The following is a 21939-nucleotide window of genomic DNA, read 5'->3' on the forward strand; positions in this document are numbered from 1 at the left end:
GGGCTATAACCTTCTGAAGGTGCCCAGCTGTGGAGCCCGCCATGGACATCGCCCCCCGTTCCGACGCCATCGAAGTGCCTGCCGGTAACGAGCTGACAGCCCCACGCAAGCCGTTCAACCTGTTGCGCTGGTATGCCTGGGTCAGCCTGGCCATCATCCTTTCGGTGGCTGTCGGCCTGGGGCTGATTTCCAGCCGATTCATCATCGATGAGAGCGTGGAGCGCGATGCTTTGCTCACGGCACAATTCATCACCTCCATCGCCGACGCCGAAGTGCGCCATGTGTCGATCCCCAACGTGCGTACAATGGGCGAGCTGCTGGACCCGCGCACCGACCGCAGCAACCTGCCGGACGTCGACCCGGATGCCCGGCGCAAGGCCCGCGGCGAGTTTCTTGACCATATCGCCCACCTGCCAGACATGCTGCTGGCCAATATCTATGCCCCCGACCGTATGGTGATCTGGTCCACCAACCCGGCGCTGATTGGCAAGCTGATTGACAGCGACGACGACCTGGAGCGGGCTTTCGAGTACAAGATGCGAGTCTCGGCCAGCTACCACAACTTCGAAAAGGCCCGCGCCGAGCAGAAGTTTGTCACCCCGCCCGAGCAGCTGTTCATCGAAAACTACATTCCGCTGTTCGCTGCGGATGGCGAGCACGTCACGGCGATGGTCGAGATCTATAAAGAGCCCCATGACCTGATCGTGCGCATCGAGCATGGCCTGATACTGATCTGGCTGGCGATCACCGTGGGCGCCGCACTGGTCTACGTTGGCCTGTACGGCATCATGCACCGCGCTGCGCGGTTGCTGGCAGTGCAGCAGAAGCGGCTGATCAACAACGAAACCTATGTGGCACTGGGCGAGGTGTCCTCGGCGGTGGCCCACAGCCTGCGCAACCCGCTGGCCAGTATCCGCTCCAGTGCCGAGCTGGCCCAGGCGTTCGACGAAGGGCCGGCACAGCGCAATATCAACGACATCATCAGCCAGGTTGACCGCATGTCGCAGTGGATCCGCCAGATGCTGCAGTCGCTGCGCCCACTGAACGATGAGGCGGTGGCGGTGGACTTGCCGCTGGCCTTGCAGGAGAGCCTGCAGAGCTACGCCGTGCAGTTGGCGCGTGGCGGGGTGAGCCTGGACCTGCAACCGTTACCGGCGGTACAGGTATTGGGGCATCCGGCGTTACTGCGGCAGATTTTCAGCAGCCTGATCGCCAATGCGCTGGAATCGATGGAGCAGGGCGGACGGCTGCGTATCGAGGTGGTGCGCCATGACCGGCGCAGCCTGACCCTGCGCCTGTCCGACAACGGCAAGGGTATGAACGAACAGCAGCAGCGCATGGCCTTCCGGCCGTTCTTTACCACCAAACAGGGTGGGTTGGGGGTGGGGCTGGTGCTGGTGAAACGCATCATGGAACGCTTCGGCGGCACGGTCAGGCTCAGCAGCAGTGAAGGCCATGGTACGCGAGTGTCGTTGAATTTCCGCTTGGCGAGAACTTGTTAAATGGCTTTGAAAATCCAACGCAGCCTATTGATTTAAATCGATTAATTGTTTTTGGGTTATTAGTACCCAAATGTGGGGCCTGATCTTTAGATAGTTTTTAAAAGGGACTACTAAGGTACTGAAAGATATGCATTTTTACTTTGTACTGTGCGCTGGCCGAGTTCTTGCAGCGTGATAGGCGAAGCGCGACACGTGACACATGGCAGCTTATGGCTGCCCAGGCGGGGTGCTATCAGCTGGCTGCTGTTGGTTGGCCTTGATGCATTTCTGAACGGACGCCTTGTGCGGGAACCACCCGATGCAGATGCTGGAAAACGACGTTCGCGACAAGGCCAGTGCGACTGCCAGCGGTCTGGCTGTGCCATTGCGTGAATTCAACCTGTTGCGCTGGTTTTCGGTCATCAGCCTGTTGATCATCACGGCGGTGGCGGGGGGGCTGGGTTATGTGTCCACGCGCTTTGTGGTCCGCGATAGCGTGCAGCGTGATGCGATGCTGACCGCGCAGTTCATTCAGGCCATGGCCCAGGCCGAGGTACGGCATTCGCAGTTGCCACCGGGCACCACCATGGGTGAACTGCTCGACCCGCGCCTGGACCAGCAGCACTTGCAGTTCACCCCGGCGCTGGCCGAATCGACCCGGGTCGAATTTCTCGACCATGTCGAGCACCTGCCTGATACCTTGCTGGCCAATGTCTACGCCCGCGACCGCACCATCGTGTGGTCCACCAACGTCGAGCTGATCGGCAAGCGGATAGAAGCCGATGGCGATCTGGATCGCGCCTTCCGCTCGCGCAAGGCGGTGTCGGCCAGCTACCACAAGGCCGAGGATGACCGCGAAGAGCAGAAGTTTCTGCGTCAACCGCGCTACCTGTTCATCGAGAACTACATTCCGCTGTTCGACAGCCAGGGCGAACAGGTAATGGCCATGGTGGAGATCTACAAGGAGCCGCAAGACCTGATACGGCGCATCCAGCGCGGCTACGTGCTGATCTGGGCTTCGACCCTGGTAGGCGGGGCGTTGATCTACTTCGGGCTGTTCTGGATCGTACGTCGGGCGGCGCAGATGCTGAACCTGCAACAGGACCGGCTGGTGGCCAGTGAAACCTACGTGGCACTGGGCGAGATGTCGTCTGCAGTGGCGCACAGCCTGCGCAACCCGCTGGCCAATATCCGTTCCAGCGCCGAACTGGCCCAGGAAATCGCCAACCCCGCAGCGCAGAAGAGCATTACCGACATCATCAGCCAGGTGGACCGCATGTCGCGCTGGGTACGCGACCTGCTGGTGTCCTTGCGCCCGCTCAGCGACGAGGCCGAGGCGGTGGACCTGGTGGCGGCCATCGAGGACACCCACCTGGCGTTCGTCCAGCAGATCGAGCGCAACGGGGTGCGCTTTCATTTCGAAGGGCCTGATGAGCAGTGGGTGGCCAGCCAGCCGCTGCAGCTCACGCAGATTCTCAACAGCTTGTTCTCCAATGCCCTGGAGGCCATGCCGGCAGGCGGCATGCTGACCGCCCAGGTCAATGTTAAGGACGGCCAGCGTGCCGAGTTTGTGCTCACCGACACCGGTAAAGGCATGAGCCAACAGCAGGAGCGGATGGTGTTCAAGCCGTTCTTCACGACCAAGCAGGGCGGCCTCGGTGTAGGCCTGGCCCTGGTCAAGCGCATCATGGAACGTTTTGGCGGCTCGGTCAGCCTGAGCAGCCGCGAAGAGGAAGGAACCCGCGTCAGCCTTACTTTCAATATCGCAGCGGGAGGGGACCATGGAGCACAGCATCCTGGTAGTCGAGGATGATGAAATCCTCGCTGACAACATTCGCACCTACCTCAGCCTCAAGGGCTTCGAGGTCACCGTGTGCCACAGCGCCGAGCTTGCGCTGGAGCAGGTCAAGCGGGCCCAGCCCGACGCGGTGCTGACCGACAACTCATTGCCAGGCATGAGCGGGCACGACCTGCTGCGCAGCCTGGTGGTGCAGGTGCCGGGCCTGAAAGTGATCATGATGACCGGCTACGGTAATGTCGAAGATGCCGTGCAGGCGATGAAGGAGGGCGCCTTCCATTATCTGACCAAGCCGGTAGTGCTTGCCGAGCTCAAATTGACCCTGGACAAGGCCCTGGCTGCCGAGCGCATGGAGCGCACGCTGTCGTTCTACCAAGAGCGCGAGGCGCAGAAGTCCGGGTTGCAGGCGTTGATCGGCGAGTCGTCGGTGATGCTCACCCTCAAGCACACCCTGCGCCAGGTGCTGGATGCCGAGCGGCGTATGGCCAGCGACGATTTGCCACCGGTGCTGGTCGAAGGTGAGACCGGGACTGGTAAGGAGCTGGTGGCGCGCGCCCTGCATTTTGATGGATCTCGCGCCAAAGGCCCGTTCATCGAGTTCAACTGCGCCTCAATCCCTGCCAACCTGCTGGAAGCCGAACTGTTTGGCCACGAGAAGGGGGCATTCACCGATGCCAAGGAGCGACGGCTGGGCTTGGTAGAGGCCGCCGACGGCGGTACCTTGTTCCTCGACGAGATCGGCGAAATGGACCTTGTGCTGCAGGCCAAACTGCTCAAGCTGCTGGAGGATCGCAGTATCCGCCGGATTGGTGCGGTGAAGGAGCGCAAGGTAGACCTGCGAGTGATCAGTGCCACCAACTGCAACCTGGAGCAGATGGTGCAGCAGGGCAAGTTCCGCCGCGACCTGTTCTTCCGTCTGCGCATAATCGCCATAAAGGTGCCGCGCCTGTATGCCCGTGGCCAGGACATCCTGTTACTGGCAAGGCATTTCCTGGCCCACCATGGCCGGCGTTATGGCAAGCCAAACCTGCGGTTTTCCGCCGAGGCCGAGAGCCTGATGCTGGGCTATAGCTGGCCTGGAAACGTGCGCGAACTGCGCAACATGCTGGAGCAGACCGTGCTGCTGGCGCCGAACGAGGTGGTGCAGGCGCACCAGTTGAACCTGTGCATGACCTTGATTGACGAGCCATTGCTGCAGCAACCGGCGCCAGCGATGTTCGAAATGCCACGGCACGACCCGGAGCCAGGCACCAGCCTGCCGGACATGGAACGCGACCTGGTGTGCAAGACCCTGGACCGTACGGACTGGAATGTGACGAAATCGGCGCGGATGCTCGGGTTGTCGCGGGACATGTTGCGTTACAGGATCGAGAAGCTGGGGTTGACACGCCCAGACAAGCGCCAGTGGTAGTTCATCAATCTTTACTGCCCATGCCGGCCTTTTCGCGGGCATGGGCATAAACCAACCCCTGCGATTTTTTAAGGTGGACCACTGAGAAGCGTACTCAGGGGTTGCCTGTATTGGTACCGCTGTTTCCTTGATGTCCGCTACCCTCCGAACCACTGTCACCCAGCCCCGGCAGATCGCGGTTGTCATTCTGCTTGGCCGGAGGGCTTTCTGGGTCGTTACCTTGAATGCGCGGGTCAGTGTTCCGCGGCATGGGCTTTTCGATGGGGTTGAGGGTGCTGTCCACGCCCGGCCGTGGTGCCGGGTTATGTGGGTCGTCAGGGTAGGTGGGGCCAGTGCCGGCGGCCAGGGCCAGTGGCGAGGCGAGCAGGGCAATCAGCAGAATGCTTGAGCGGGGCATGGCAGGCTCCTTTGCTTCAGGTAGGTCTCATAATTCCCTTTGGCCCTACCCAAAGCATCAAGGTGCCTTTACCCCGATAAACGGTTACACCACCTGCGCCAACAACATGATGAAGATGATGCCAACCACCGAGAGGATGGTTTCCATCATGCTCCAGGTCTTGAAGGTTTCCGCTACCGTCATGTTGAAATACTGCTTCACCAGCCAGAAGCCGGCATCGTTCACGTGCGACAGGATCAACGAGCCAGCACCGGTGGCGAGCACCAGCAACTCACGGTTCACACCCGGTACCAGTTCGATTACCGGTGCCACAATACCTGCACCGGTAATGGTAGCGACCGTGGCAGAGCCGGTCGCGATGCGGATTACCGCTGCCACCAGCCAGGCCAGCATGATCGGCGAAATCTCTGCCTGCACGGCCATCTGCCCGATCACGTTGCCCACGCCGGTGTCCACCAGCATCTGCTTGAAGCCACCGCCAGCACCCACGATCAGCACGATGGCGGCCGTGGGGGCCAGGCTCTGGTCAAGCATCTTCATGATCTGCTGACGGTTGAAGCCGCGGGCCGAACCAAAGGTGTAGAAGGCCAGCAGCAGGGCCGCGAGCAGAGCGGTAATGGGGTGGCCGATCAGGTCCATCCACTGGCGCACGATGTGCTCGGCCGGCAGTACCACGTCGGCGAAGGTTTTCAGCAACATCAACGCTACGGGTAGCAGCACGGTAATCAGGGTGATGCTGAAGCTTGGCAGGTTGCCCTGGTCGGACTCCTTGGCGATCTGGTCCATCAGCTCCTGGGACGGGTTGCCCGGGATGTAGCGGGAAATGAAGTTGCCGAACAGCGGCCCGGCGATGATCGCGGTGGGCAGTGCGACGATCAGGCCGTAGAAGATGGTCTTGCCGATATCAGCGTGGAAAATACCGATCGCCAGCAATGGGCCCGGGTGTGGCGGCACCAGGCCGTGCACCACCGACAGGCCGGCCAGCAGCGGAATGCCGATCTTGACCAGCGATACGCCGGAGCGCCGCGCCACGATGAACACCAGCGGAATCAGCAGCACGAAGCCGATTTCGAAGAACAGCGGAATGCCCACCAGGAAGGCGGCGAACATCATCGCCCAATGCACGTTCTTTTTGCCGAAGGCGCGGATGAGGGTTTGTGCAATCTGGTCGGCACCCCCAGAGTCGGCCATCAGCTTGCCCAGCATGGTGCCCAGGGCGAGCACGATGCCGACGAAGCCGAGCACACCGCCAAAACCATCCTGGAACGACTTCATTACCTTGGCCACCGGCATGCCGGAGGTAAGGCCAAGGAAGCCGGCCGCAAGGGTGAGGGCGACGAAGGGGTGCACTTTGAAGTGGGTGATCAGCAGGATCAGCCCAACGATGGTAACCAGCGCATCGAGCAGCAGGAAGGTGTCAGTAGCCAGTCCGAACATGGTTTGAAGGCCTCGATCTTATCGTTGTTTTTGGCGTAGCGTTTTGGAACTTTGCCCGCACTCACGGGTCAAGGTAGCGCTGTCTTTGGTGAGCCGGGAAAGCCGCCGGAGTCAGGCGGTTTGCGCCAGCCCCTGCTCACCACAGCGCTTTAGCCAGCGGTCCACCGCTTCGGCGAGTGCTTCTATGGGCTGGGTAGCGTCCAGCGCCAGCGTCAGTGGCTCGCCGCGTGGCGATTCCAGGGCAGCAAACTGGCTGTCGATCAGGCTAGCCGGCATGAAGTGCCCGGGCCGGGCCAGTACGCGTTTTTCCGCCTCGGCGGGCGACAGTTCGAGGAACACGAACACCAGCCCTGGCATGGCATCGCGCAGGGTGTCGCGGTAGCGTCGCTTGAGTGCCGAGCAGGTCAGGATCGGGCGCTCCCCAGCCTGGGTGGTGGCCTGCAACTCCTGGCCAAGGCGCACCAGCCAGCCGGCGCGGTCACTGTCGTCCAGCGGGATGCCATCGCTCATCTTGCGGATGTTTTCGGCAGGGTGGAAAGCGTCGCCTTCGATCAGGCGGCCGCCGCTTCTGGCAGCAATGGCAGCGCCGATGCAGCTTTTGCCGCAACCGGCCACGCCCATCACCACGATGGCGGACAGGGGAGAATTCATCAGTACCTCCTGCGGGGTGAGATAGCGCTGTCTCGTCGCCGACGAACAGCCACCTCCCCGGTGTTATTGGTCTTGTCCTTACGCAGTATGGACGCCTGGTAGCGAGCGCGTGCGGGCTGCTGCCAAAGATTACATTGCCTGCGTCCTGAGACAGCGCTACCTTAGTGGCCGTTCCCTATCCTTGCAAGTAGTAAAATTACAACATCCATGTCCCGCACCGGCTCCCGTACTACAGGTCGTCCCACCCTGGCCGAAGTTGCCAGGCTTTCCGGGGTTTCCCCGATTACCGCCTCGCGCGCCCTGCGCGGGGTCAGCACGGTTGCGCCTGAACTGGTCGAAAAGGTCGTCGCTGCAGCTGCGAGCCTGGGCTACGTGGCCAACCCGGCGGCCCGCGCCCTGGCCTCGGCCCGCAGCCAGTCGGTGGTGGTGTTGATCCCGTCGTTGTCCAACCAATTGTTCATCGACACGTTGGAAGCCATTCACGAGGTCATGCGCCCGCGTGGCCTCGAAGTGCTGATTGGCAACTATCACTACGACCTTGCCGAAGAAGAGAACCTGATCCGCAATTACTTGGCCTACCAGCCCTGCGGCATGCTGTTGACCGGTTTCGAGCGCAGCGACGCGGCGCGGCAGATGCTGGCCGCCAGCGGTGTGCCGTGTGTGCACATGATGGAGCTCAATGGCGAGCCAGGGGCATTGTCGGTAGGTTTTTCGCAGCAGCAGGCCGGGCGCGCTGCGGCCAGGCACTTGATCGAGCGTGGTCGCAAACGCCTGGCGTTCATTGCCGCGCAGCTCGATCCACGGGTAATGCAGCGGGCCGAAGGTTTCCGCCAGGCGTTGGCCGAGGCCGGTTTGCAGGCGGCCGAGCTGGAGGTACTGGCGCCGGAGCCTTCGTCGATTGCCTTGGGCAGTGTGCTGTTCAGCCAGTTGCTGCAACAGTCGCCGGATGTCGACGGTATCTTCTTCTGCAACGACGACCTGGCCCAAGGGGCGGTGCTGCAGGCACTGCGCCAAGGGGTGGAAGTGCCACGTCAGGTGGCCATGGTGGGGTTCAACGACTTGCCCGCTTCGGCACACATGGTGCCGCGCCTGACCTCGATTCGCACGCCCCGGGCCGCCGTTGGGCGTGGCGCGGCGCAGGCGCTGCTGGCGTTGCTCGATGGCAAGCGGGTGGCGGATACGCAACAGGATCTGGGCTTTGAGCTGATGGTGCGCGAGAGTTCGTAGCGAGAGCTCGTGGCTGTGCAGGCGCGTTCTTTCATATCAATGTAGTAATCCTAAAGTGATAGCACTGTGCTTGCACGGCGCCAACGGCGATCTATGCTCAGGACACCGCGCATAAAGGAGCCCGGCGTCATGTTCGATTTCCATCGCAAATCCGATTTGGTTGAGATCCAGCGCACTCGCCAGGCCTTGAGCGGCACGCAAGCCAAATTGGCGGCGATCAGCCGTTCGATGGCGATGATCGAGTTCGCCCCTGATGGCACCATCCTCGATGCCAACGAGCGTTTTTGCCAGGCCATGGGCTACAGCGCAGACGAACTGCGGGGCAAACACCATCGGCTATTCTGCGAACCGGGCTATGCGCAAACTGCCGAGTACCAGCAGCTGTGGCGTGAACTGGGCCAGGGCAAGGCCATCAGCGGTACGTTCGAACGCCTCGACAAAGCCGGCCGCGAGGTTTGGCTGGAGGCCAGCTACATGCCGGTGCTGGACGAACAGCGCCAGGTAACCAGCGTGATCAAGGTGGCAGCCGACATCAGTCAACGGGTAGTGCAGGAGCACGAGAGCGAGAGCCTGCTCAAGGCCATCGGTCGCTCCATGGCAGTGATCGAGTTCACCCCGCAAGGCCGTGTGATCAAGGCCAACCAGAACTTCCTCGACACCATGGGCTATCGCCTGGACGAGGTAGTTGGCCGCCATCACGGGTTGTTTTGCCTGCCGCAGGAGCGCGAATCGGCCGAGTACCGTGAGTTCTGGGCATCGCTCAACCGCGGCGAGTACCATTCGCACCGCTTCGAACGCATCAACAAGCAGGGCCACATGGTCTATCTGGAGGCCTCCTACAACCCGATATTCGACAGCAAGGGCCGCTTGTACAAAGTGGTGAAGTTCGCCAGTGACATCACCCATCAGGTCAGTACCCAGCAAACCGCCGCCGACGCCGCCCATGCCAGTTCCATGCAGACCGATGCCTGTGCGCGCAAGGGCACCGAGGTGGTGCAGCAGACGGTGCAGGTGATCGAGCAGATTTCCCATGAGCTGAACGAGGCTGCACGCAGCATTGATGCCGTGAACAAGCAGTCAGATGTGATCGGCCAGATCGTGCTGACCATACGGGGCATTGCCGACCAGACCAACCTGCTGGCCCTGAACGCGGCCATCGAGGCGGCCCGCGCCGGGGATCACGGGCGCGGTTTTGCCGTGGTGGCCGACGAGGTGCGCAACCTGGCGGCGCGGACCAGCAAGGCCACCCTGGAAATCGTCGATGTCGTGCGGCAGAACCACGACCTGTCACTGCTGGCCGTGGCCAGCATGCAGTCGAGTTTGACCCGCACCGGTCATGGGGTTGCACTGGCCAATGAGGCCGGTACGGTGATCATGGAAATCCAGCAGGGTTCGCGGCACGTGGTGGATGCCATCAGCCAGATCAGCTCGACGCTTCAACTGCATTGAGTGCGTCGCTCAGCTCGTTCAGCAGGGCTTGCAGGCTGATTTGCAGTTGTTTACGTTGATCAACCGTTGGCAGGCCCCGCGCATGAGCGTTTTCGATGGCCTCGCAATCCTTGACCACGCCGCGCACCCTTATCATCTTCGCGCCGCCCTTGATGCGGTGAGCCAGGGTGCGGACGGCCTCATCGGAGGCCTCGGGTGCCAACGCGCGCAAAGAGGCGAGATCTTCGCCGACACTTATTGAAAGCTGTTCCAGCAGATGCCGCGTCAGTTGCCTGTCGTCCTGGGTCAGGTGGCGCAGTTCAGCCAGGTTGAAGCCGGTACTGCGCAGTGGCGGCTCTTGGGCGCTGCGGGCTTGGGGCAGGTGAGCCTTGAGGGTGCGCAGGCCGATCGGTTTGAACAGGCATTCGTTCATGCCGCTGGCCAGGCATCGGTCACGCTCTTCGGCCTGGGCATTGGCAGTCACGCCGAGGATCTGGCACGCCGGCAGGCCGCGTTCGGCTTCAAGGCTGCGAATGCGGCGGGTGAGTTCGTGTCCGTCCATCACCGGCATGCTGCAGTCGGTGATCACCAGGTCGAAACGCGCTGCCTGCCAGCGCTCCAGCGCGACCTGGCCATTTTCTGCCAGGGTCACGTGATGGCCCAGGGTGTGCAGTTGTCGCTCCAGCAGCAGCAGGTTGGCAGGGTAGTCGTCGATCACCAGGATATTCAGCGGGCCACTGCTGCTTTCGGCTGCCGGGCTGTGCTGCTGAACAGGTTGCGGTGCCGGGCAGGCTGGTAGTTGCAGGCTGACTTGCACCTTGGTCCCAACACCTTCGACGCTTTGCAGGCTCAAGTTGCCGCCCATGAGTTCGGCAAAGGTGCGGCTGATCACCAGCCCCAAGCCTGCCCCTTGGCGTGCCCGCGGTCCATCAGCCTGCACGAAGGTGTTGAACAGCCTGGCCTGATCAACGGTGCTGATGCCGATGCCGGTGTCACGCACAGACAGGTCGATTGACTGGCTACTGTCCCCACCAGTTGGAGGTATCAGCAAACTGGCCTGTACCTCGCCGCGGTCGGTGAACTTGATGGAGTTGCTGATCAGGTTGGACAGGATCTGCTTGAGCCGCAGCGGGTCTGCCAGCACCCAGACCGGCTCGGCAGGAAGTGCTGCGTGCAGATACAAGCCTTTGGCCCGAGCGTTGCCTTCGAACACCCGTACTGTAGCGCGTACCAGCTCGACCAGGTTTGTGGGTACCGGTTGCAGGGTAATGTGCCCAGATTCGATGCGGGAAATGTCGAGAATATCGCCAATCAGCTCAAGCAGGCCGATGGCCGAGTCATGGGCAGTCTGAAGGGTCTGGGCGTCGCAACGACCCTTGCGGCTGTCTTCCAGGGCCAGCTCCAGCAGGCCGATCACGGCATTCATCGGGGTACGGATTTCATGGCTCATGGTGGCCAGGAAGGTGCTTTTGGTCTGGCTGGCCTGTTCGGCGTCGTCCTTGGCCTGGCGCAGCTGTTCGAGCAGGCCGCGGCTCAAGGCCAGCTGCGCCTGCAGCGCGTGCTGGGCCTCGGTGCGCTGGTTGATCAGCTTGCGCAGGTAGCTGTTCCAGAACACCACGCCCGCCAGCAGCAGGGCCGACAGAACCAGTACCTGCAAGGCCAGGGTGCGGTAGTCGCGCCAAGGGCTGTCGCTGACCAAGGTGCTGGTGCGCCAGCGGTTGGCCAGCTGGTCGAGCTCTTCGGGTGGAATGCTCAGCAGTGCCTTGTCGAGGATGGCCTGTAGCTGCGGCTGGTCGGCAGCCACGGCGAAAGCGGCAATGGCCGGGTCGTCGTCCAGCACGCTGGCGATGCGCAAGCGGCCCTTGAAGACATGGCTGATGTAGTAGGCGGCATTGATATGGCTGCTAAGGGCAACGTCGGCAGCCCCACCGGCCACGGCCTCCATGAGACCGAGCGGGTTGTCCACTTCCACCAGCCGGGCCTGCGGGTAGCGTTGTTGCAGCAGCGCCCGCTGCGGCGAGCCGCGTACCACGGCGATGCGCTGGCCATCCAGCGCCTTGGCCTGTACCGGGAAAGTACTGTCGCTACGGGCAACCAGAACGCGTGGGCTGACCAGGTAGGGACGGGTATAGCGCAGTTGTTTCGCGCGATCCGCACCATAGCCCAAGGCGCCAATCATTTGTGCATCGCCACGGGCCAGGCGCTCGACCATCGCCTGCGCCGAATCGCTTTCGACCGCGCTGAAGTGCAGCCCTGTGCGCAGCGAAATCTGTTTCAGCAGGTCAAGGGTGATGCCGGTTGGGCGGTGTTCGGCGTCGTTGAACGTCAGTGGCGCCAACGAGGTGTTGACCAAAACATTGATGTTGGGGTGGGCCGCGATCCAGGCTTCCTCTTCCTTGCTCAAGGCGGTGATGTGGCGCTGCAGCAGCAGGCTGGTGTGGCCACTGCTCCAGCGGCGCAGGATATTCAGCCGCTCGCTGTCTTTGATGCGGGATAGCGCCATGTCGACCAACCGACGCAAGCGAGGGTTGTCGCTGGCCAGGGCAAAGGCAAATGCCCCAGCAGGGACCGGGCAGAAGTGGTCGATTCTCAGCGCGCCCTGGTAACTCTTGCCAATCGTGAAATCGGTACTGATGGCATCGCCCAGGTAGGCGTCGGCCTCGCCCAGATCGACAGCGGCCAGCCCGGCCAGGGTCGAGCGGTACAGGCTTAACTGCGCCTTGGGGTACAGATTGCGTACGGTGCTGGCCGGCAGGTAGTGATCGACCATCGCCAGGCGCAGGCCGGCGAGGTCGGGTGTGTTCTTCAGGCTGGTTCCTTCGCGGGTGACGATGACGGGCATGTCGTCGGCATACGGGGTACTCAGGTCAAGCTGGGCATCTGCCGCCTCGAAGGCATTGGAGCTGCCCAGCAGGTCGATACTGCCCTCACGTAACGCAGCGATGGCCTCGTGGCGGTTGTCGAACCGCCGTACTTCGACGTTTATGCCCAGCTGCTCGGCGATGATGCCGGCGTAGTCTGCGCTAATGCCTTCGTAGTCCTGCTGGCTGGCGTTGAGTTCGAAGGGCGGATAGTCGGGTCGCGAACTGCCCAGCACCAGGTATTGGCGTTGCTGCAGCCAATCCCGGTCTTCCCTGGACAGTTGCAACGGGGCAGCGGCGCTGACCGAGCGCGCCAGCAGTTGGCGAGGTTCGCTGTCGGCCAGCAGCGCGGCGGGGCCGGACAGGCCGATGGCCAGGAGCATGCACGCCAGCAGGCGCTTCATGGCGGCCGAGCGCTCAGTAGACGCTGTTGCGTTTGGCCAGGTCGACCATTTCAACCAGCGATTCGGTCTTGAGCTTTTCCATGATACGGCCCCGGTAGGTGCTGATGGTCTTGGCACTCAGGTTCATGCAGGTGCCGATATTTTTGTTGTTTTCGCCGCGCGCAAGGCGCCGCAGCACTTCCATTTCACGGTTCGACAGGCTGGCCAGGCGTACCGGTTCGCTCTCCAGCGAGTTGCTGTTGACCGACATTTGCGGGAAGGTCGAATAGCCCTTGACCAGGGCCTTGAGGGCAAACAGCAGAGCTTCGTGGTCTTCTTCCTTGGTGACGAAAGCGCCGATGCCGGCATCCAGGCAGCGCCGCACGTACAGATCGGTGGCCTGGCCGGTCAGCACCATGATCTTGGGCACTGGCTCCAGGCACTGCAGGCGTTTGATCACTTCCATGCCGTCCAGGCCGGGCAGGCCGATGTCGAGCACTACCACGTCCGGGCGCAGGTCGCGGGCTACCTGCGCCACTTCGCTGCCGTTACCCACCTCACCAACGACATGAAAACGTTCACGCTCCAGTAGTAGGCGCAAAGACAGTCGGACAATGGGGTGGTCGTCGACGATCAGCACGGTTGTCATGTGGAAAACTCCTGTCAAGATGTGGTCCGCTTCCTGGAACACTCAGGAATACGTCTGCAAGGTGGTTAATCGGAAGCGCTGCAAGATACGACCAATCCCGAGGTTTGGTAATGCCGAGTATAGAAGTGTTGATAATCCGTGAGCTTGTTGTTGAAAAATCCTACAAGTCATGGGAAAGGCATCACCCTATCAAAGCGGCAATGCCTGGTTTGAGGTGTGGAGTCAGGCGCAAGCAGCGTGTGCTTTGTTCACGCGTTGGGTGGCAGCGGGGTTATTGACCAGCGCCTGGCCGACCCGCGTCGGGCGGGCCACCAGCTGGCCGGCACAGTTGGGGCAGCGGCCCTTGAAGCGGATATCAGCGCAGGCGCGGCAGAAGGTGCATTCGAAGGAGCAGATCAGCACATCGGGGCTGTCGCCCGGCAGGTCGGTATCGCAGCACTCGCAGTTGGGGCGTAATTCCAGCATGGGTGTGACTCCTGTTCGCAGGCGGGAACCCGGAGTCTGCTACGCCCGTGGCAATGCTGGCAATGCTCAGTCGCCAGGGCGGTACAGGTGCGCGTGCCCGGCACGGTACAAGGCCGACTCGGCGAATGGCGTATCCCCGAGCACGTGGCCTACCAGGATCAGCGCCGTGCGGCGAAAGTCCTTGGCTGCCACCCGTTCGACGATATCGCCAAGGGTGCCGCGCACCCAGTCCTGGTCTGGCCATGTGGCACGATGTACCACCGCCACCGGGCAGTGCGCGCCATAGTGCGGTAGCAGTTCTTCGACGATTCGCGACAGGTGCTTGACCCCCAGGTGAATCGCCAGGGTGCTGCCATGGTGCGCCAGGTCGCTCAGTTGTTCGCCGGGTGGCATTGGCGAACTGTCGCCATAGCGGGTGAGGATCACCGTCTGCGCGACCTGTGGCAGGGTCAGCTCGCAGCCAAGCAGAGCAGCGCTGGCCGCCGTGGCCGTGACGCCGGGTATGATCTGGTAATCGATGCCCAGCGCCTGCAGGTGGCGGATCTGCTCACCGATGGCGCCGTACAGGCTGGGGTCGCCGCTGTGCACCCGGGCCACGTCCTGGCCTTGTTCGTGCGCGCTGCGCATGGCGGCGATGATCTGCTCCAGGTGCAACTCGGCGCTGTTGATCACGGTCTCGGCCTGGTGGCCTTCGAGCACGGCAGCGGGTACCAGCGAGCCGGCATAGATGATCACCGGGCACTGGCGAATCAGCCGTTGGCCCTTGACCGTGATCAGTTCCGGGTCGCCGGGGCCGGCACCGATGAAGTACACCGTCATGGAAAGTCCTTGCAGGAAAGAGAAGCGAAATGGTCAACAGGCCAGGGCGAGGGTCGCCGGGCCCAGTACCTGGCGGGTCAGCAGCAACCGGGCTGTGCTCCCGGGCTGCTGGCTGGCCAGGGCCAGCGCCGTGCTTTCGGCCACCCCCCAGCAGCCGCTGTGGGCATGGGCCGTGGCAGAGCGGTGGCTGAGCAGCGGCTCGAAGGCCTGCAGTTGCGCGCTATGGTACAGCACCAACGGCAAGCCAAGGCGTTCGGCCAGTTGCTGCAAGCCGGTTTCGTCGGCCTTGAGGCTGATACTGGCAATGCCGTGCAGGTCGGCAAGCGCAAGGCCCTGGCTAGCCAGGGCGTGGAGCAGCAGGGTATGCAGGGTATCCGCCGGGCAGCCCCGGCGGCAGCCGAAGCCGGCGTAGAACGCCGGCATCAGGCCTTACTGGAGCGGCGGAACAGCCACGCACTGAGCAGGCCCAAGGCTAGCCAGAAGGCAGCGTTGGTCAGCCAGGAGGCCATCTTGAACTGTGTTTCCAGTGCTTCGGGGGCCAGGCTTTCATGTACTTCAGGCTGTGGAGCGCCGATCACATGGGGGATTACCAGCAGCACGGCGCCCAGCGCCTTCAGCAGCCAGTGGCGGGCGAACACCAGCAAGGCCAGGCCAACGGCGGTGGCGCTGGCTGTGCCAATCCACCAGGCTTGGCGTTGTCCCAGGTCGGCGGCGGCAGTGCCGGGTAGCTCCGGTGGCAGCCCCAACGTCGGGGCCAGGCAGAACACGGCAAAACCGGCCAGGCCCCACAGCGCACCGGTGCCGGCACGCTGCGGTTCGCGCAGGCTGTACAGGGCGGCGAGAATAAGGGCGAAGCCGACTGCGACCACCAGGTTGCCCCCGGTGGTGGACAGCACCCGCTGCCAACCGTCTTCCGGCGACCAGGCTTCGGCGCTGTGCTCATGGGCGGCCACTTCGCCACCATGTTCGTGCTGTGCGGCCGGGGCCGAGGATTCGTAGGTTTCCGCCTCAAGAATCAGAGGGGCGACCCAGAAGCTTTGCAGCAGGGTCAGCAGCAGGGCCGCAAGCAGCCCGCTGAAGCCCGCGGTACGGGCAATGCGCGTGATCATCAGGCGTACTCAGTGGCAGGGGAAGGCGGCGCTGTGGCGGGTGTCGTGGGCGGCGTTGTGCACGGCCTCGATGTGCGAGAAACCGGCGAAGTACACCAGGCACAGGCCCAGCAGGCTGGCGCCGACGGCGATGACGACGCGCTGGCTGAGGGTGACGGGTGTGGCAAGGCTGGGTTGTTTGGTGCTGGTGACGGGCATGACGCGTTCCTCTGCTTTTTGTGGGCAACGGGCAAGCGCGGCATCCCCGATGCGTGACCGCCCAGGGGAATGCAACAGCGCCCGCCCACCGCGGGGTGTTCATGAACGTCAGGCCGGTCTCCGGGCTTGCGAGGAGGAGCAGGGCTCCTGGAAAGCGTCACCTTCCCATGCCGGACTAGAAGGCACAGTGGTACAGACACTTCACTCGCTTACCGTTGCGGGGGCAGCACCGGCCTTGTCCGGCCCTGCTGGAGGGCCTGCGACGCACCGGTTTCCCGTTTCACCCCCTGTGGGGGCACCTGAACGTGAGGCACAAGGAGAGCATGGGGGCGGGGTTTGCGTCAATTGCCAAGTACCGAAGGTGCAACGCACACCTGTGGGAGCGGGTTTACCCGCGAACACCGGCTTTGCCGGTGCCATGCACCGGGTTGGACTCTTCGCGGGTGAACCCGCTCCCACAGGCCAGGAGCAAATGTGCAGATGCGTCAGAAGTCATAGGCCAGTTTGGTGTACCAATAGCCGCCACCTGGGTGGAACGGCGGGTTGCCGTACGCCGCCTGGTTGCCGTTGGCGTTGTACACGCCGTTCTTGTCGGGCCGCACATTGAAGATGTTGGTGCCACCCACACTGACGGTCAGGCTGTCGAACAGCAGGTAGGACAGGTCCAGGTCGGTGATCCACTTGGCGCCGAAGGTGCGGTCCTGGGCCTGGTTCTGCTGCCAGGTTTCGACCTTGCCGTAGCGGGTGGTCTGCAAGGTGCCGGTGAAGTTGCCCAGCAACCACTGGCTGCCCAGCACCCATTTGGTTCTCGGCGAGGCTGCCACCAGGTCGCCTTCGCGGCCATGGCCGACCACGTCGATACCGGCAGCGGCCAGCGCTGCGGGCGTACCGCGGGTGCCGCGTACGGTGGTCTTGTTCCAGTTGAAGCCCAAGGTCCAGCGTACATCGCCCCAGGCACCGAACTCGCTGGTGTGGTCACCCACCAGGTCGAGGCCGCGGGTGCGGGTGTCGAAGGCGTTGGTGTAGTAGTTGATCCAGGTAGTGCGTGCCAGGCCCAGCGATTCGAGGATGTCGCCAATGGCACCGGCACCGTTCTGCCGGTCGTAGAGGTTTTCGGTGAGCAGGATGCGGTCGTCAATGTCGATCAGGTAGGTGTCCAGGGTAACGCTGGTGCGGCGCGCCGGTTGCCAGGTCAGGCCAAGGCCGGCGTTGCGCGATTTCTCCGGGTCGAGCTTGCCGCCGCCGAATGCCAGCGCGGCGGCACTGCCGGGCGCCACGGTGCGGCGCAAGGCCGGCACCACATTGCCGTCGGCGTCCAGCGCGGTGCGGTTGTCGCTGACGGTGTAGCCGCTCTGGGTCAGCGACGGTGCGCGGAAACCGCTGCCCAGGGTGCCGCGTACCGCCACGGTTTCGCTCAGTTCATAGCGTGAATTGAGCTTGAAGCTGGCGGTGTTGCCCGAGTCGTCGTCGTAGTGCTCGACGCGCGCGGCGGCGCCAAGGTACCAGCGCGGGCTCAAGTCCAGGCCGAGGTCGATGTAGGCGGCATAGTTGTTGCGCTTCACATCGGCCTCGTCTTCCGGGCGAATGGTCAGCGCAGCCTGGGCGCCCACTGCGGTCTGGCCGTTGGCCAGCGCATAGAGCGGGTTGGGGCGCCCGTCCGCCAGGGTAACCGGGTAGGTGTAGGGCCCGACGCTGTAGGCGATGGGGTCGCCGGCAAAGGTCCGGAAGCGCTCCCAGCGGTGCTCAAGGCCCGCCGAGACGCGGGTCGGTACCGCCAGGCCGAACAGGCCATCGAAGGCGCGGGTGATGTCCAGGTTGTTCACCCACTGGTCGAACTGCAAGGTCGCCAGGTCATCGAACGAGGTTGGCGAGGCCGGGCCATAGGTGGGGTTGATGGTCAGGTCGCTGGACTGCTGGTTCTTGTTGCGCCCATAGGTGGTAGACAGGTCCCAGTCCCAGGCCCCGGCGGCGCCTCGGGCGCCGAGCAGCCACTGGTAGTCGGTGTCCTTGATGTTGTTGAGCGGGAAATAGCCGTCGGGGAACAACTCCGGGATCGAGGCGTTGCTGTTGGGCAGGCGGTAGTTGTTGAAAGCCTCCAGCTTGCGCTCGGCATAAGTGGCGAACGAATACAGCTTCAAATCGTCGCTGATGGGCAGCTCGGCGTTGTAACCGAGGTTGAAGGCGCGCAGGTCAGGGTCGCCGTTCTTCACCGCCCGGTGGTCCCAGGCGGCCTGGCGGTCGTCTTCGAAGTAGGCGCGGTAATCGGGGGCGGCCTTGTCGATCCAGTTGGCGGTGCCGCGCTTGCGTGCCTCGCCCGACAGGTGCAGGAAACCGCCGTCACCCAGGCTGAAGCCTTGGTCGCCAGCCAGCTTGATGGTTTCGCCCTGGCCACTGTACAGCTGGCCGTAGCTGCTTTCGTAATGGCCGCCGCTGCTGGCGCTCTTGAGGATGATGTTGATCACCCCGGCCACCGCATCCGAGCCGTATTGGGCGGCGGCGCTGTCTTTCAGGACTTCGATGTGTGACACCGCGCTGACCGGGATCATGTCGATATCAACGGCGTTGGCACCGCTGTTGTCGGTCGAGCCGCTGGCCGGCACGGCGCTGTTGTGGCGGCGTTTGCCATTGACCAGCACCAGGGTGTAGGCCGGGCCCAAGCTGCGGTTGCTCAGCGGCCGCACGCCAGACTGAAAGCCGGCGATGTTGGTGCCGAAGTTGAACGAGGGCAGCAGTTTGGAAATCGCCTCGGACAGCTCGGCGCGGCCGGTGCGCAACAGCTGTTCGCTGCTGATCACGTCGATGGGTGCCGGGCTGTCGGCCACGGTGCGCTGGTTGCCTCGCAGGCCGGTGGAGATCACCGTGACGGTCTCCAGGCGTTGGTCTTCGGTAGTTGAAGCAGCATCGGCTAACGGGGTGAGCAGGCAGGCTAGGGGCAGGGCGAAAAGCGGTGTTCTAGACATCATGTCCTCGGAGTACGGTGGAGCACGCAGGCGAATAGGCGCCAGGCCCTGACAGGGCTGGCGTAGGGTGTTTGGGAAGTGTTTGCCTGCACCGGCCTCTTTGCGGCGGTTCGACGCCTCGACGAGGCCGGTACAGCGAGTAGGGATCTAGGCCGTGCGAGCGCTGCGCCCAGCCTCACGCTGTTCAACCAGCGCACGAATCCGCGGGATCAGGTCCTGCCCGTATTCCACCGCATCGCGCAGCTGGTCAAAGCCGCGGAACAGGAAGGTGGTCACCCCCAGTTCGTAGTAGGCCAATGCTGCCTCGGCCACCTGGTCTGCAGTGCCTACCAGCGAGGTGGAGTTACCTGCACCGCCACCCAGCGCCGCAATCTCGGTCCACAGCCGGGTGTCATGCACTTTGCGCTGGCTGGCCAGTTGCACCAGGCGTTCGGAGCCGGTGTTGCTCTTGCCGAAGTTTTTCTCGCGGCGGTTGCCCTGACGGATGCCGATGCGTTCCTGGGCATCGGCGAGAATACGCTCGGCGCGGGCCCAGGCTTCGGCCTCGGTGCCGCCCAGGATCGGTCGCAACGACAGGCTGAAGCGGATGTGTTTCTCGCGCCCATAGCGGGCGGCGGCCTTGCGGACCTTGGCGATGCGCTCGCGTACCTGATCCAGCGGTTCGCCCCACATCATGTAGACGTCGGCGTGCTTGGCGGCCACCTCGACTGCGGCGTCTGACGCGCCAGAGAAGTAGATTGGCAGATGCTGTACCGGTTTGACCAAGGTCAGGTTGTCTTCAACGCGGTAGTGAGTGCCCTGGTGGTCGAACGGCTCCTGGCGGGTCCAGGTGTTGCGCAGTACCTGCAGGTACTCATCGGTGCGGGCATAACGGGCATCCTTTTCGAGGAAGTCGCCATCGCGCTGCAGGTCGCCGCTGTCGCCGCCGGTGATGACGTTGATCGAGGCCCGGCCCCGGCTCAGCTGGTCAAGGGTGGCGAACTGGCGGGCAGCGAAAGTTGGCGCCTGGAAGCCCGGGCGGTGGGCGACCAGCAGGCCGATACGCTCGGTAAGCGCTGCCACGTAACTGGCCAGGATCATCGAGTCCGGTGCACTGGTGTTGACTGCTAACAATGCCTTGTCGAAGCCGCCATATTCCTGGGCCTGGGAGAAGGCCTTGATGAACTCCAGATCAACCAGCGGGCCGCGTGGCGCCTGGGATTCGCTGCTTTCCTGCGGGCCGATGAGGCCGATGAATTCGAGGCTCATGAAACAAAACTCCTTGTCTGGGTGGGCTCAGGCAACCGCTGCCTGGCTGCGGCGCAGGGTGTTGCGGTTTTCCGGCACGCTGAGGCCGAAATTGTCGCGCAGGGTTTTACCGGTGTACTCAGTGCGCACCAGGCCACGTGCTTGCAACAGCGGTACCACGTGTTCGGTGAAGTACTGCAGGCCGTCGGGTAGCAACGAGTTGATGATGAAACCGTCGGCAGCGTCGTTTTCGAACCAGTGCTGCAAGGCATCGGCAACCTGCTCCGGGGTGCCGACGAAGTCTCTGCGTGGGCGCGAGAAGCGCAGTGCCAGTTCGCGCAGGCTCAGGCCTTCATCACGGGCCAGTTGCTTGAGCTGGTCCGAGGTGCCTTTGTGGCTGTCGTTGCCCAGGGTGCCCAGGTCGGGGAAGGGCGCGTCCAGGTCATGCTGGCTGAAGTCGTAGTCGTTGAAGGGGCGACCGAGGGCTACCAGTGCATCCTCAATGCTCACCAGGTTGACGGCCTGCTGGTAGCGCTGCTCGACCTCCTGGGCGTTGCGACCGATGATGGGGCGGATGCCGGGCAGGATAAATAGCGCGTCGGGGTCGCGGCCATGGCGCGTGGCACGCTGCTTGAGGTCCTGGTAATAGGCGTGAGCGTCCTCGAACGATTCAGGGCTGACAAAGATGGCGTCGGCGTTCTGCGCCGCAAAGTTGCGGCCGTCTTCCGACACGCCAGCCTGGAAAATCAGCGGCTGGCCCTGGGGTGAGCGCTGGATGTTCAGCGGGCCCTTGACCTTGAAGTACTCGCCCTGGTGGCCGAGGGTGTGCAGTTTGGCCGGGTCGAAGAACTGCCCACTTTGCTTGTCGCGGGTAAAGGCGTCGTCTTCCCACGAGTCCCACAGCCCCTTGACCACATCCACATGCTCACGGGCAATCCGGTAACGCACGGCATGCGGCGGGTGTTCAGCCTTGCCGAAGTTGTCAGCGGTGCCGGAAAGCCAGGAGGTCACCACGTTCCAGCCTGCGCGCCCGCCGCTGATCAGGTCCAGCGAAGCGAATTGGCGTGCTACCTGGAACGGCTCGGTGTAGCTGACCGTGACCGTGGCCACCAGGCCGATGTGCTCGGTCACCGCAGCCAGCGCCGAAAGGATGGTCAGCGGCTCGAAACGGTTGAGGTAGTGCGGGCTGGAGCGGGCGTGAATGTGCAGGCTGTCGGCGATGAAGGCGAAGTCGAACTTTGCCGCCTCGGCCAGCTTTGCCTGCTGTTTGTAGAAGCCGAAATTGACACTGGCATCGGCCAGCGCATCAGGGTGGCGCCATTCGCCCCAGCCGTGGCCGACGCCATGGATCATGGCGCCCAGGCGGATTTGTCGTTTGCTCATCGGAATACCTGTGGGTTGTGCTGCAAATGGAATGGGGACAGCCATGCGTCACCTG

17 protein-coding genes, 2 pseudogenes and 1 riboswitch are annotated in these 21939 nt (G+C 63.1%); of the genes and pseudogenes, 6 read left to right on the plus strand and 13 right to left on the minus strand.

Going from position 1 to position 21939, the window contains the following annotated elements; all coding sequences use genetic code 11:
* The first annotated feature begins 41 nt into the window (after nucleotides 1-41).
* The 3 genes from SB765_RS00350 to SB765_RS00360 all read left to right on the plus strand — a co-directional run bounded on the left by SB765_RS00350 (nucleotide 42) and on the right by SB765_RS00360 (nucleotide 4690).
* Nucleotides 42-1502, plus strand: a complete 1461-nt coding sequence (locus tag SB765_RS00350; protein WP_341795680.1) for a HAMP domain-containing sensor histidine kinase — start codon at nucleotides 42-44, stop codon at nucleotides 1500-1502.
* Between the two features lie 298 nt (nucleotides 1503-1800).
* Nucleotides 1801-3294, plus strand: a complete 1494-nt coding sequence (locus SB765_RS00355) for a sensor histidine kinase (RefSeq protein WP_341795679.1) — start codon at nucleotides 1801-1803, stop codon at nucleotides 3292-3294.
* Nucleotides 3263-4690, plus strand: coding sequence for a sigma-54-dependent transcriptional regulator (locus tag SB765_RS00360; RefSeq protein ID WP_341795678.1), 1428 nt, complete (start codon nucleotides 3263-3265; stop codon nucleotides 4688-4690). The genes SB765_RS00355 and SB765_RS00360 overlap by 32 nt, the downstream gene beginning before the upstream one ends.
* Nucleotides 4691-4784: 94 nt before the next feature.
* Here the strand turns inward: SB765_RS00360 and SB765_RS00365 are convergent, their stop codons facing one another.
* The 3 genes from SB765_RS00365 to SB765_RS00375 form a co-directional block, all read right to left on the minus strand.
* Nucleotides 4785-5087, minus strand: a complete 303-nt coding sequence (locus SB765_RS00365) for a hypothetical protein (protein ID WP_341795677.1) — start codon at nucleotides 5085-5087, stop codon at nucleotides 4785-4787.
* A gap of 84 nt (nucleotides 5088-5171) precedes the next feature.
* Nucleotides 5172-6524: a GntP family permease gene (locus SB765_RS00370; protein ID WP_016499892.1), complete on the minus strand. Its 1353-nt coding sequence runs from the start codon at nucleotides 6522-6524 to the stop codon at nucleotides 5172-5174.
* A gap of 111 nt (nucleotides 6525-6635) precedes the next feature.
* A complete protein-coding gene (locus SB765_RS00375; protein ID WP_016499891.1) occupies nucleotides 6636-7175 on the minus strand; it encodes a gluconokinase in 540 nt (179 codons plus the stop codon).
* Between the two features lie 207 nt (nucleotides 7176-7382).
* Between SB765_RS00375 and SB765_RS00380 the strand changes: the two genes are divergently transcribed.
* The 3 genes and pseudogenes from SB765_RS00380 to SB765_RS00390 form a co-directional block, all read left to right on the plus strand.
* Nucleotides 7383-8402 carry a LacI family DNA-binding transcriptional regulator gene (locus SB765_RS00380; protein ID WP_049274495.1) on the plus strand — a complete coding sequence of 340 codons (1020 nt, stop codon included), beginning with the start codon at nucleotides 7383-7385 and terminating at the stop codon, nucleotides 8400-8402.
* Nucleotides 8403-8531: 129 nt separating this feature from the next.
* Nucleotides 8532-9314, plus strand: a pseudogene (locus tag SB765_RS00385) (PAS domain-containing protein); the annotation flags it as partial.
* Between the two features lie 105 nt (nucleotides 9315-9419).
* Nucleotides 9420-9851 (plus strand): annotated as a pseudogene (locus SB765_RS00390) (methyl-accepting chemotaxis protein); the annotation flags it as partial.
* Here the strand turns inward: SB765_RS00390 and SB765_RS00395 are convergent.
* The 10 genes from SB765_RS00395 to SB765_RS00440 form a co-directional block, all read right to left on the minus strand.
* Nucleotides 9826-13095, minus strand: a complete 3270-nt coding sequence (locus SB765_RS00395; RefSeq protein ID WP_410930746.1) for a transporter substrate-binding domain-containing protein — start codon at nucleotides 13093-13095, stop codon at nucleotides 9826-9828. The pseudogene SB765_RS00390 and the gene SB765_RS00395 sit on opposite strands and share 26 nt — an antisense overlap.
* Nucleotides 13096-13108: 13 nt before the next feature.
* Complete coding sequence (locus SB765_RS00400; RefSeq protein ID WP_016499887.1) at nucleotides 13109-13723, minus strand: response regulator transcription factor; 615 nt, start codon at nucleotides 13721-13723, stop codon at nucleotides 13109-13111.
* Nucleotides 13724-13945: 222 nt separating this feature from the next.
* Nucleotides 13946-14188 (minus strand): DUF1272 domain-containing protein, encoded by a 243-nt coding sequence (locus tag SB765_RS00405; protein WP_341795674.1) that lies wholly within the window; start codon nucleotides 14186-14188, stop codon nucleotides 13946-13948.
* Between the two features lie 66 nt (nucleotides 14189-14254).
* Nucleotides 14255-15007: a precorrin-4 C(11)-methyltransferase gene (cobM, locus tag SB765_RS00410; protein WP_341795673.1), complete on the minus strand. Its 753-nt coding sequence runs from the start codon at nucleotides 15005-15007 to the stop codon at nucleotides 14255-14257.
* A gap of 33 nt (nucleotides 15008-15040) precedes the next feature.
* A complete protein-coding gene (locus tag SB765_RS00415) occupies nucleotides 15041-15430 on the minus strand; it encodes a cobalamin biosynthesis protein (protein ID WP_341795672.1) in 390 nt (129 codons plus the stop codon).
* Complete coding sequence (locus SB765_RS00420) at nucleotides 15430-16116, minus strand: CbtA family protein (protein ID WP_341795671.1); 687 nt, start codon at nucleotides 16114-16116, stop codon at nucleotides 15430-15432. The genes SB765_RS00415 and SB765_RS00420 overlap by 1 nt, the downstream gene beginning before the upstream one ends.
* A 9-nt stretch (nucleotides 16117-16125) precedes the next feature.
* The gene (locus SB765_RS00425; RefSeq protein ID WP_410930747.1) at nucleotides 16126-16314 is read right to left on the minus strand and encodes a CbtB domain-containing protein; all 189 of its coding nucleotides are present in this window, start codon (nucleotides 16312-16314) and stop codon (nucleotides 16126-16128) included.
* A gap of 93 nt (nucleotides 16315-16407) precedes the next feature.
* Nucleotides 16408-16632, minus strand: a riboswitch (cobalamin riboswitch).
* Between the two features lie 167 nt (nucleotides 16633-16799).
* Nucleotides 16800-19274 (minus strand): TonB-dependent receptor plug domain-containing protein, encoded by a 2475-nt coding sequence (locus SB765_RS00430; protein WP_410930748.1) that lies wholly within the window; start codon nucleotides 19272-19274, stop codon nucleotides 16800-16802.
* A gap of 147 nt (nucleotides 19275-19421) precedes the next feature.
* On the minus strand, nucleotides 19422-20522 hold the full coding sequence (locus SB765_RS00435) for an LLM class flavin-dependent oxidoreductase (RefSeq protein ID WP_410910672.1): 1101 nt from the start codon (nucleotides 20520-20522) through the stop codon (nucleotides 19422-19424).
* Nucleotides 20523-20549: 27 nt separating this feature from the next.
* Nucleotides 20550-21884 carry an LLM class flavin-dependent oxidoreductase gene (locus SB765_RS00440; RefSeq protein ID WP_410930749.1) on the minus strand — a complete coding sequence of 445 codons (1335 nt, stop codon included), beginning with the start codon at nucleotides 21882-21884 and terminating at the stop codon, nucleotides 20550-20552.
* Nucleotides 21885-21939 lie beyond the last annotated feature (55 nt).

Origin of the sequence: Pseudomonas sp. SIMBA_067 (assembly GCF_046534675.1) — a bacterium.
Lineage (GTDB): Bacteria > Pseudomonadota > Gammaproteobacteria > Pseudomonadales > Pseudomonadaceae > Aquipseudomonas > Aquipseudomonas putida.

Bases quoted from the DNA above. Each gene is read 5' to 3' on its own strand.
- SB765_RS00350 (WP_341795680.1), top strand. From the start codon at position 42: ATGGACATCGCCCCCCGTTCCGACGCCATCGAAGTGCCTGCCGGTAAC.
- SB765_RS00355 (WP_341795679.1), top strand. From the start codon at position 1,801: ATGCAGATGCTGGAAAACGACGTTCGCGACAAGGCCAGTGCGACTGCC.
- SB765_RS00360 (WP_341795678.1), top strand. From the start codon at position 3,263: ATGGAGCACAGCATCCTGGTAGTCGAGGATGATGAAATCCTCGCTGAC.
- SB765_RS00365 (WP_341795677.1), bottom strand. From the start codon at position 5,087: ATGCCCCGCTCAAGCATTCTGCTGATTGCCCTGCTCGCCTCGCCACTG.
- SB765_RS00370 (WP_016499892.1), bottom strand. From the start codon at position 6,524: ATGTTCGGACTGGCTACTGACACCTTCCTGCTGCTCGATGCGCTGGTT.
- SB765_RS00375 (WP_016499891.1), bottom strand. From the start codon at position 7,175: ATGAATTCTCCCCTGTCCGCCATCGTGGTGATGGGCGTGGCCGGTTGC.
- SB765_RS00380 (WP_049274495.1), top strand. From the start codon at position 7,383: ATGTCCCGCACCGGCTCCCGTACTACAGGTCGTCCCACCCTGGCCGAA.
- SB765_RS00395 (WP_410930746.1), bottom strand. From the start codon at position 13,095: ATGAAGCGCCTGCTGGCGTGCATGCTCCTGGCCATCGGCCTGTCCGGC.
- SB765_RS00400 (WP_016499887.1), bottom strand. From the start codon at position 13,723: ATGACAACCGTGCTGATCGTCGACGACCACCCCATTGTCCGACTGTCT.
- SB765_RS00405 (WP_341795674.1), bottom strand. From the start codon at position 14,188: ATGCTGGAATTACGCCCCAACTGCGAGTGCTGCGATACCGACCTGCCG.
- cobM (WP_341795673.1), bottom strand. From the start codon at position 15,007: ATGACGGTGTACTTCATCGGTGCCGGCCCCGGCGACCCGGAACTGATC.
- SB765_RS00415 (WP_341795672.1), bottom strand. From the start codon at position 15,430: ATGCCGGCGTTCTACGCCGGCTTCGGCTGCCGCCGGGGCTGCCCGGCG.
- SB765_RS00420 (WP_341795671.1), bottom strand. From the start codon at position 16,116: ATGATCACGCGCATTGCCCGTACCGCGGGCTTCAGCGGGCTGCTTGCG.
- SB765_RS00425 (WP_410930747.1), bottom strand. From the start codon at position 16,314: ATGCCCGTCACCAGCACCAAACAACCCAGCCTTGCCACACCCGTCACC.
- SB765_RS00430 (WP_410930748.1), bottom strand. From the start codon at position 19,274: ATGTCTAGAACACCGCTTTTCGCCCTGCCCCTAGCCTGCCTGCTCACC.
- SB765_RS00435 (WP_410910672.1), bottom strand. From the start codon at position 20,522: ATGAGCCTCGAATTCATCGGCCTCATCGGCCCGCAGGAAAGCAGCGAA.
- SB765_RS00440 (WP_410930749.1), bottom strand. From the start codon at position 21,884: ATGAGCAAACGACAAATCCGCCTGGGCGCCATGATCCATGGCGTCGGC.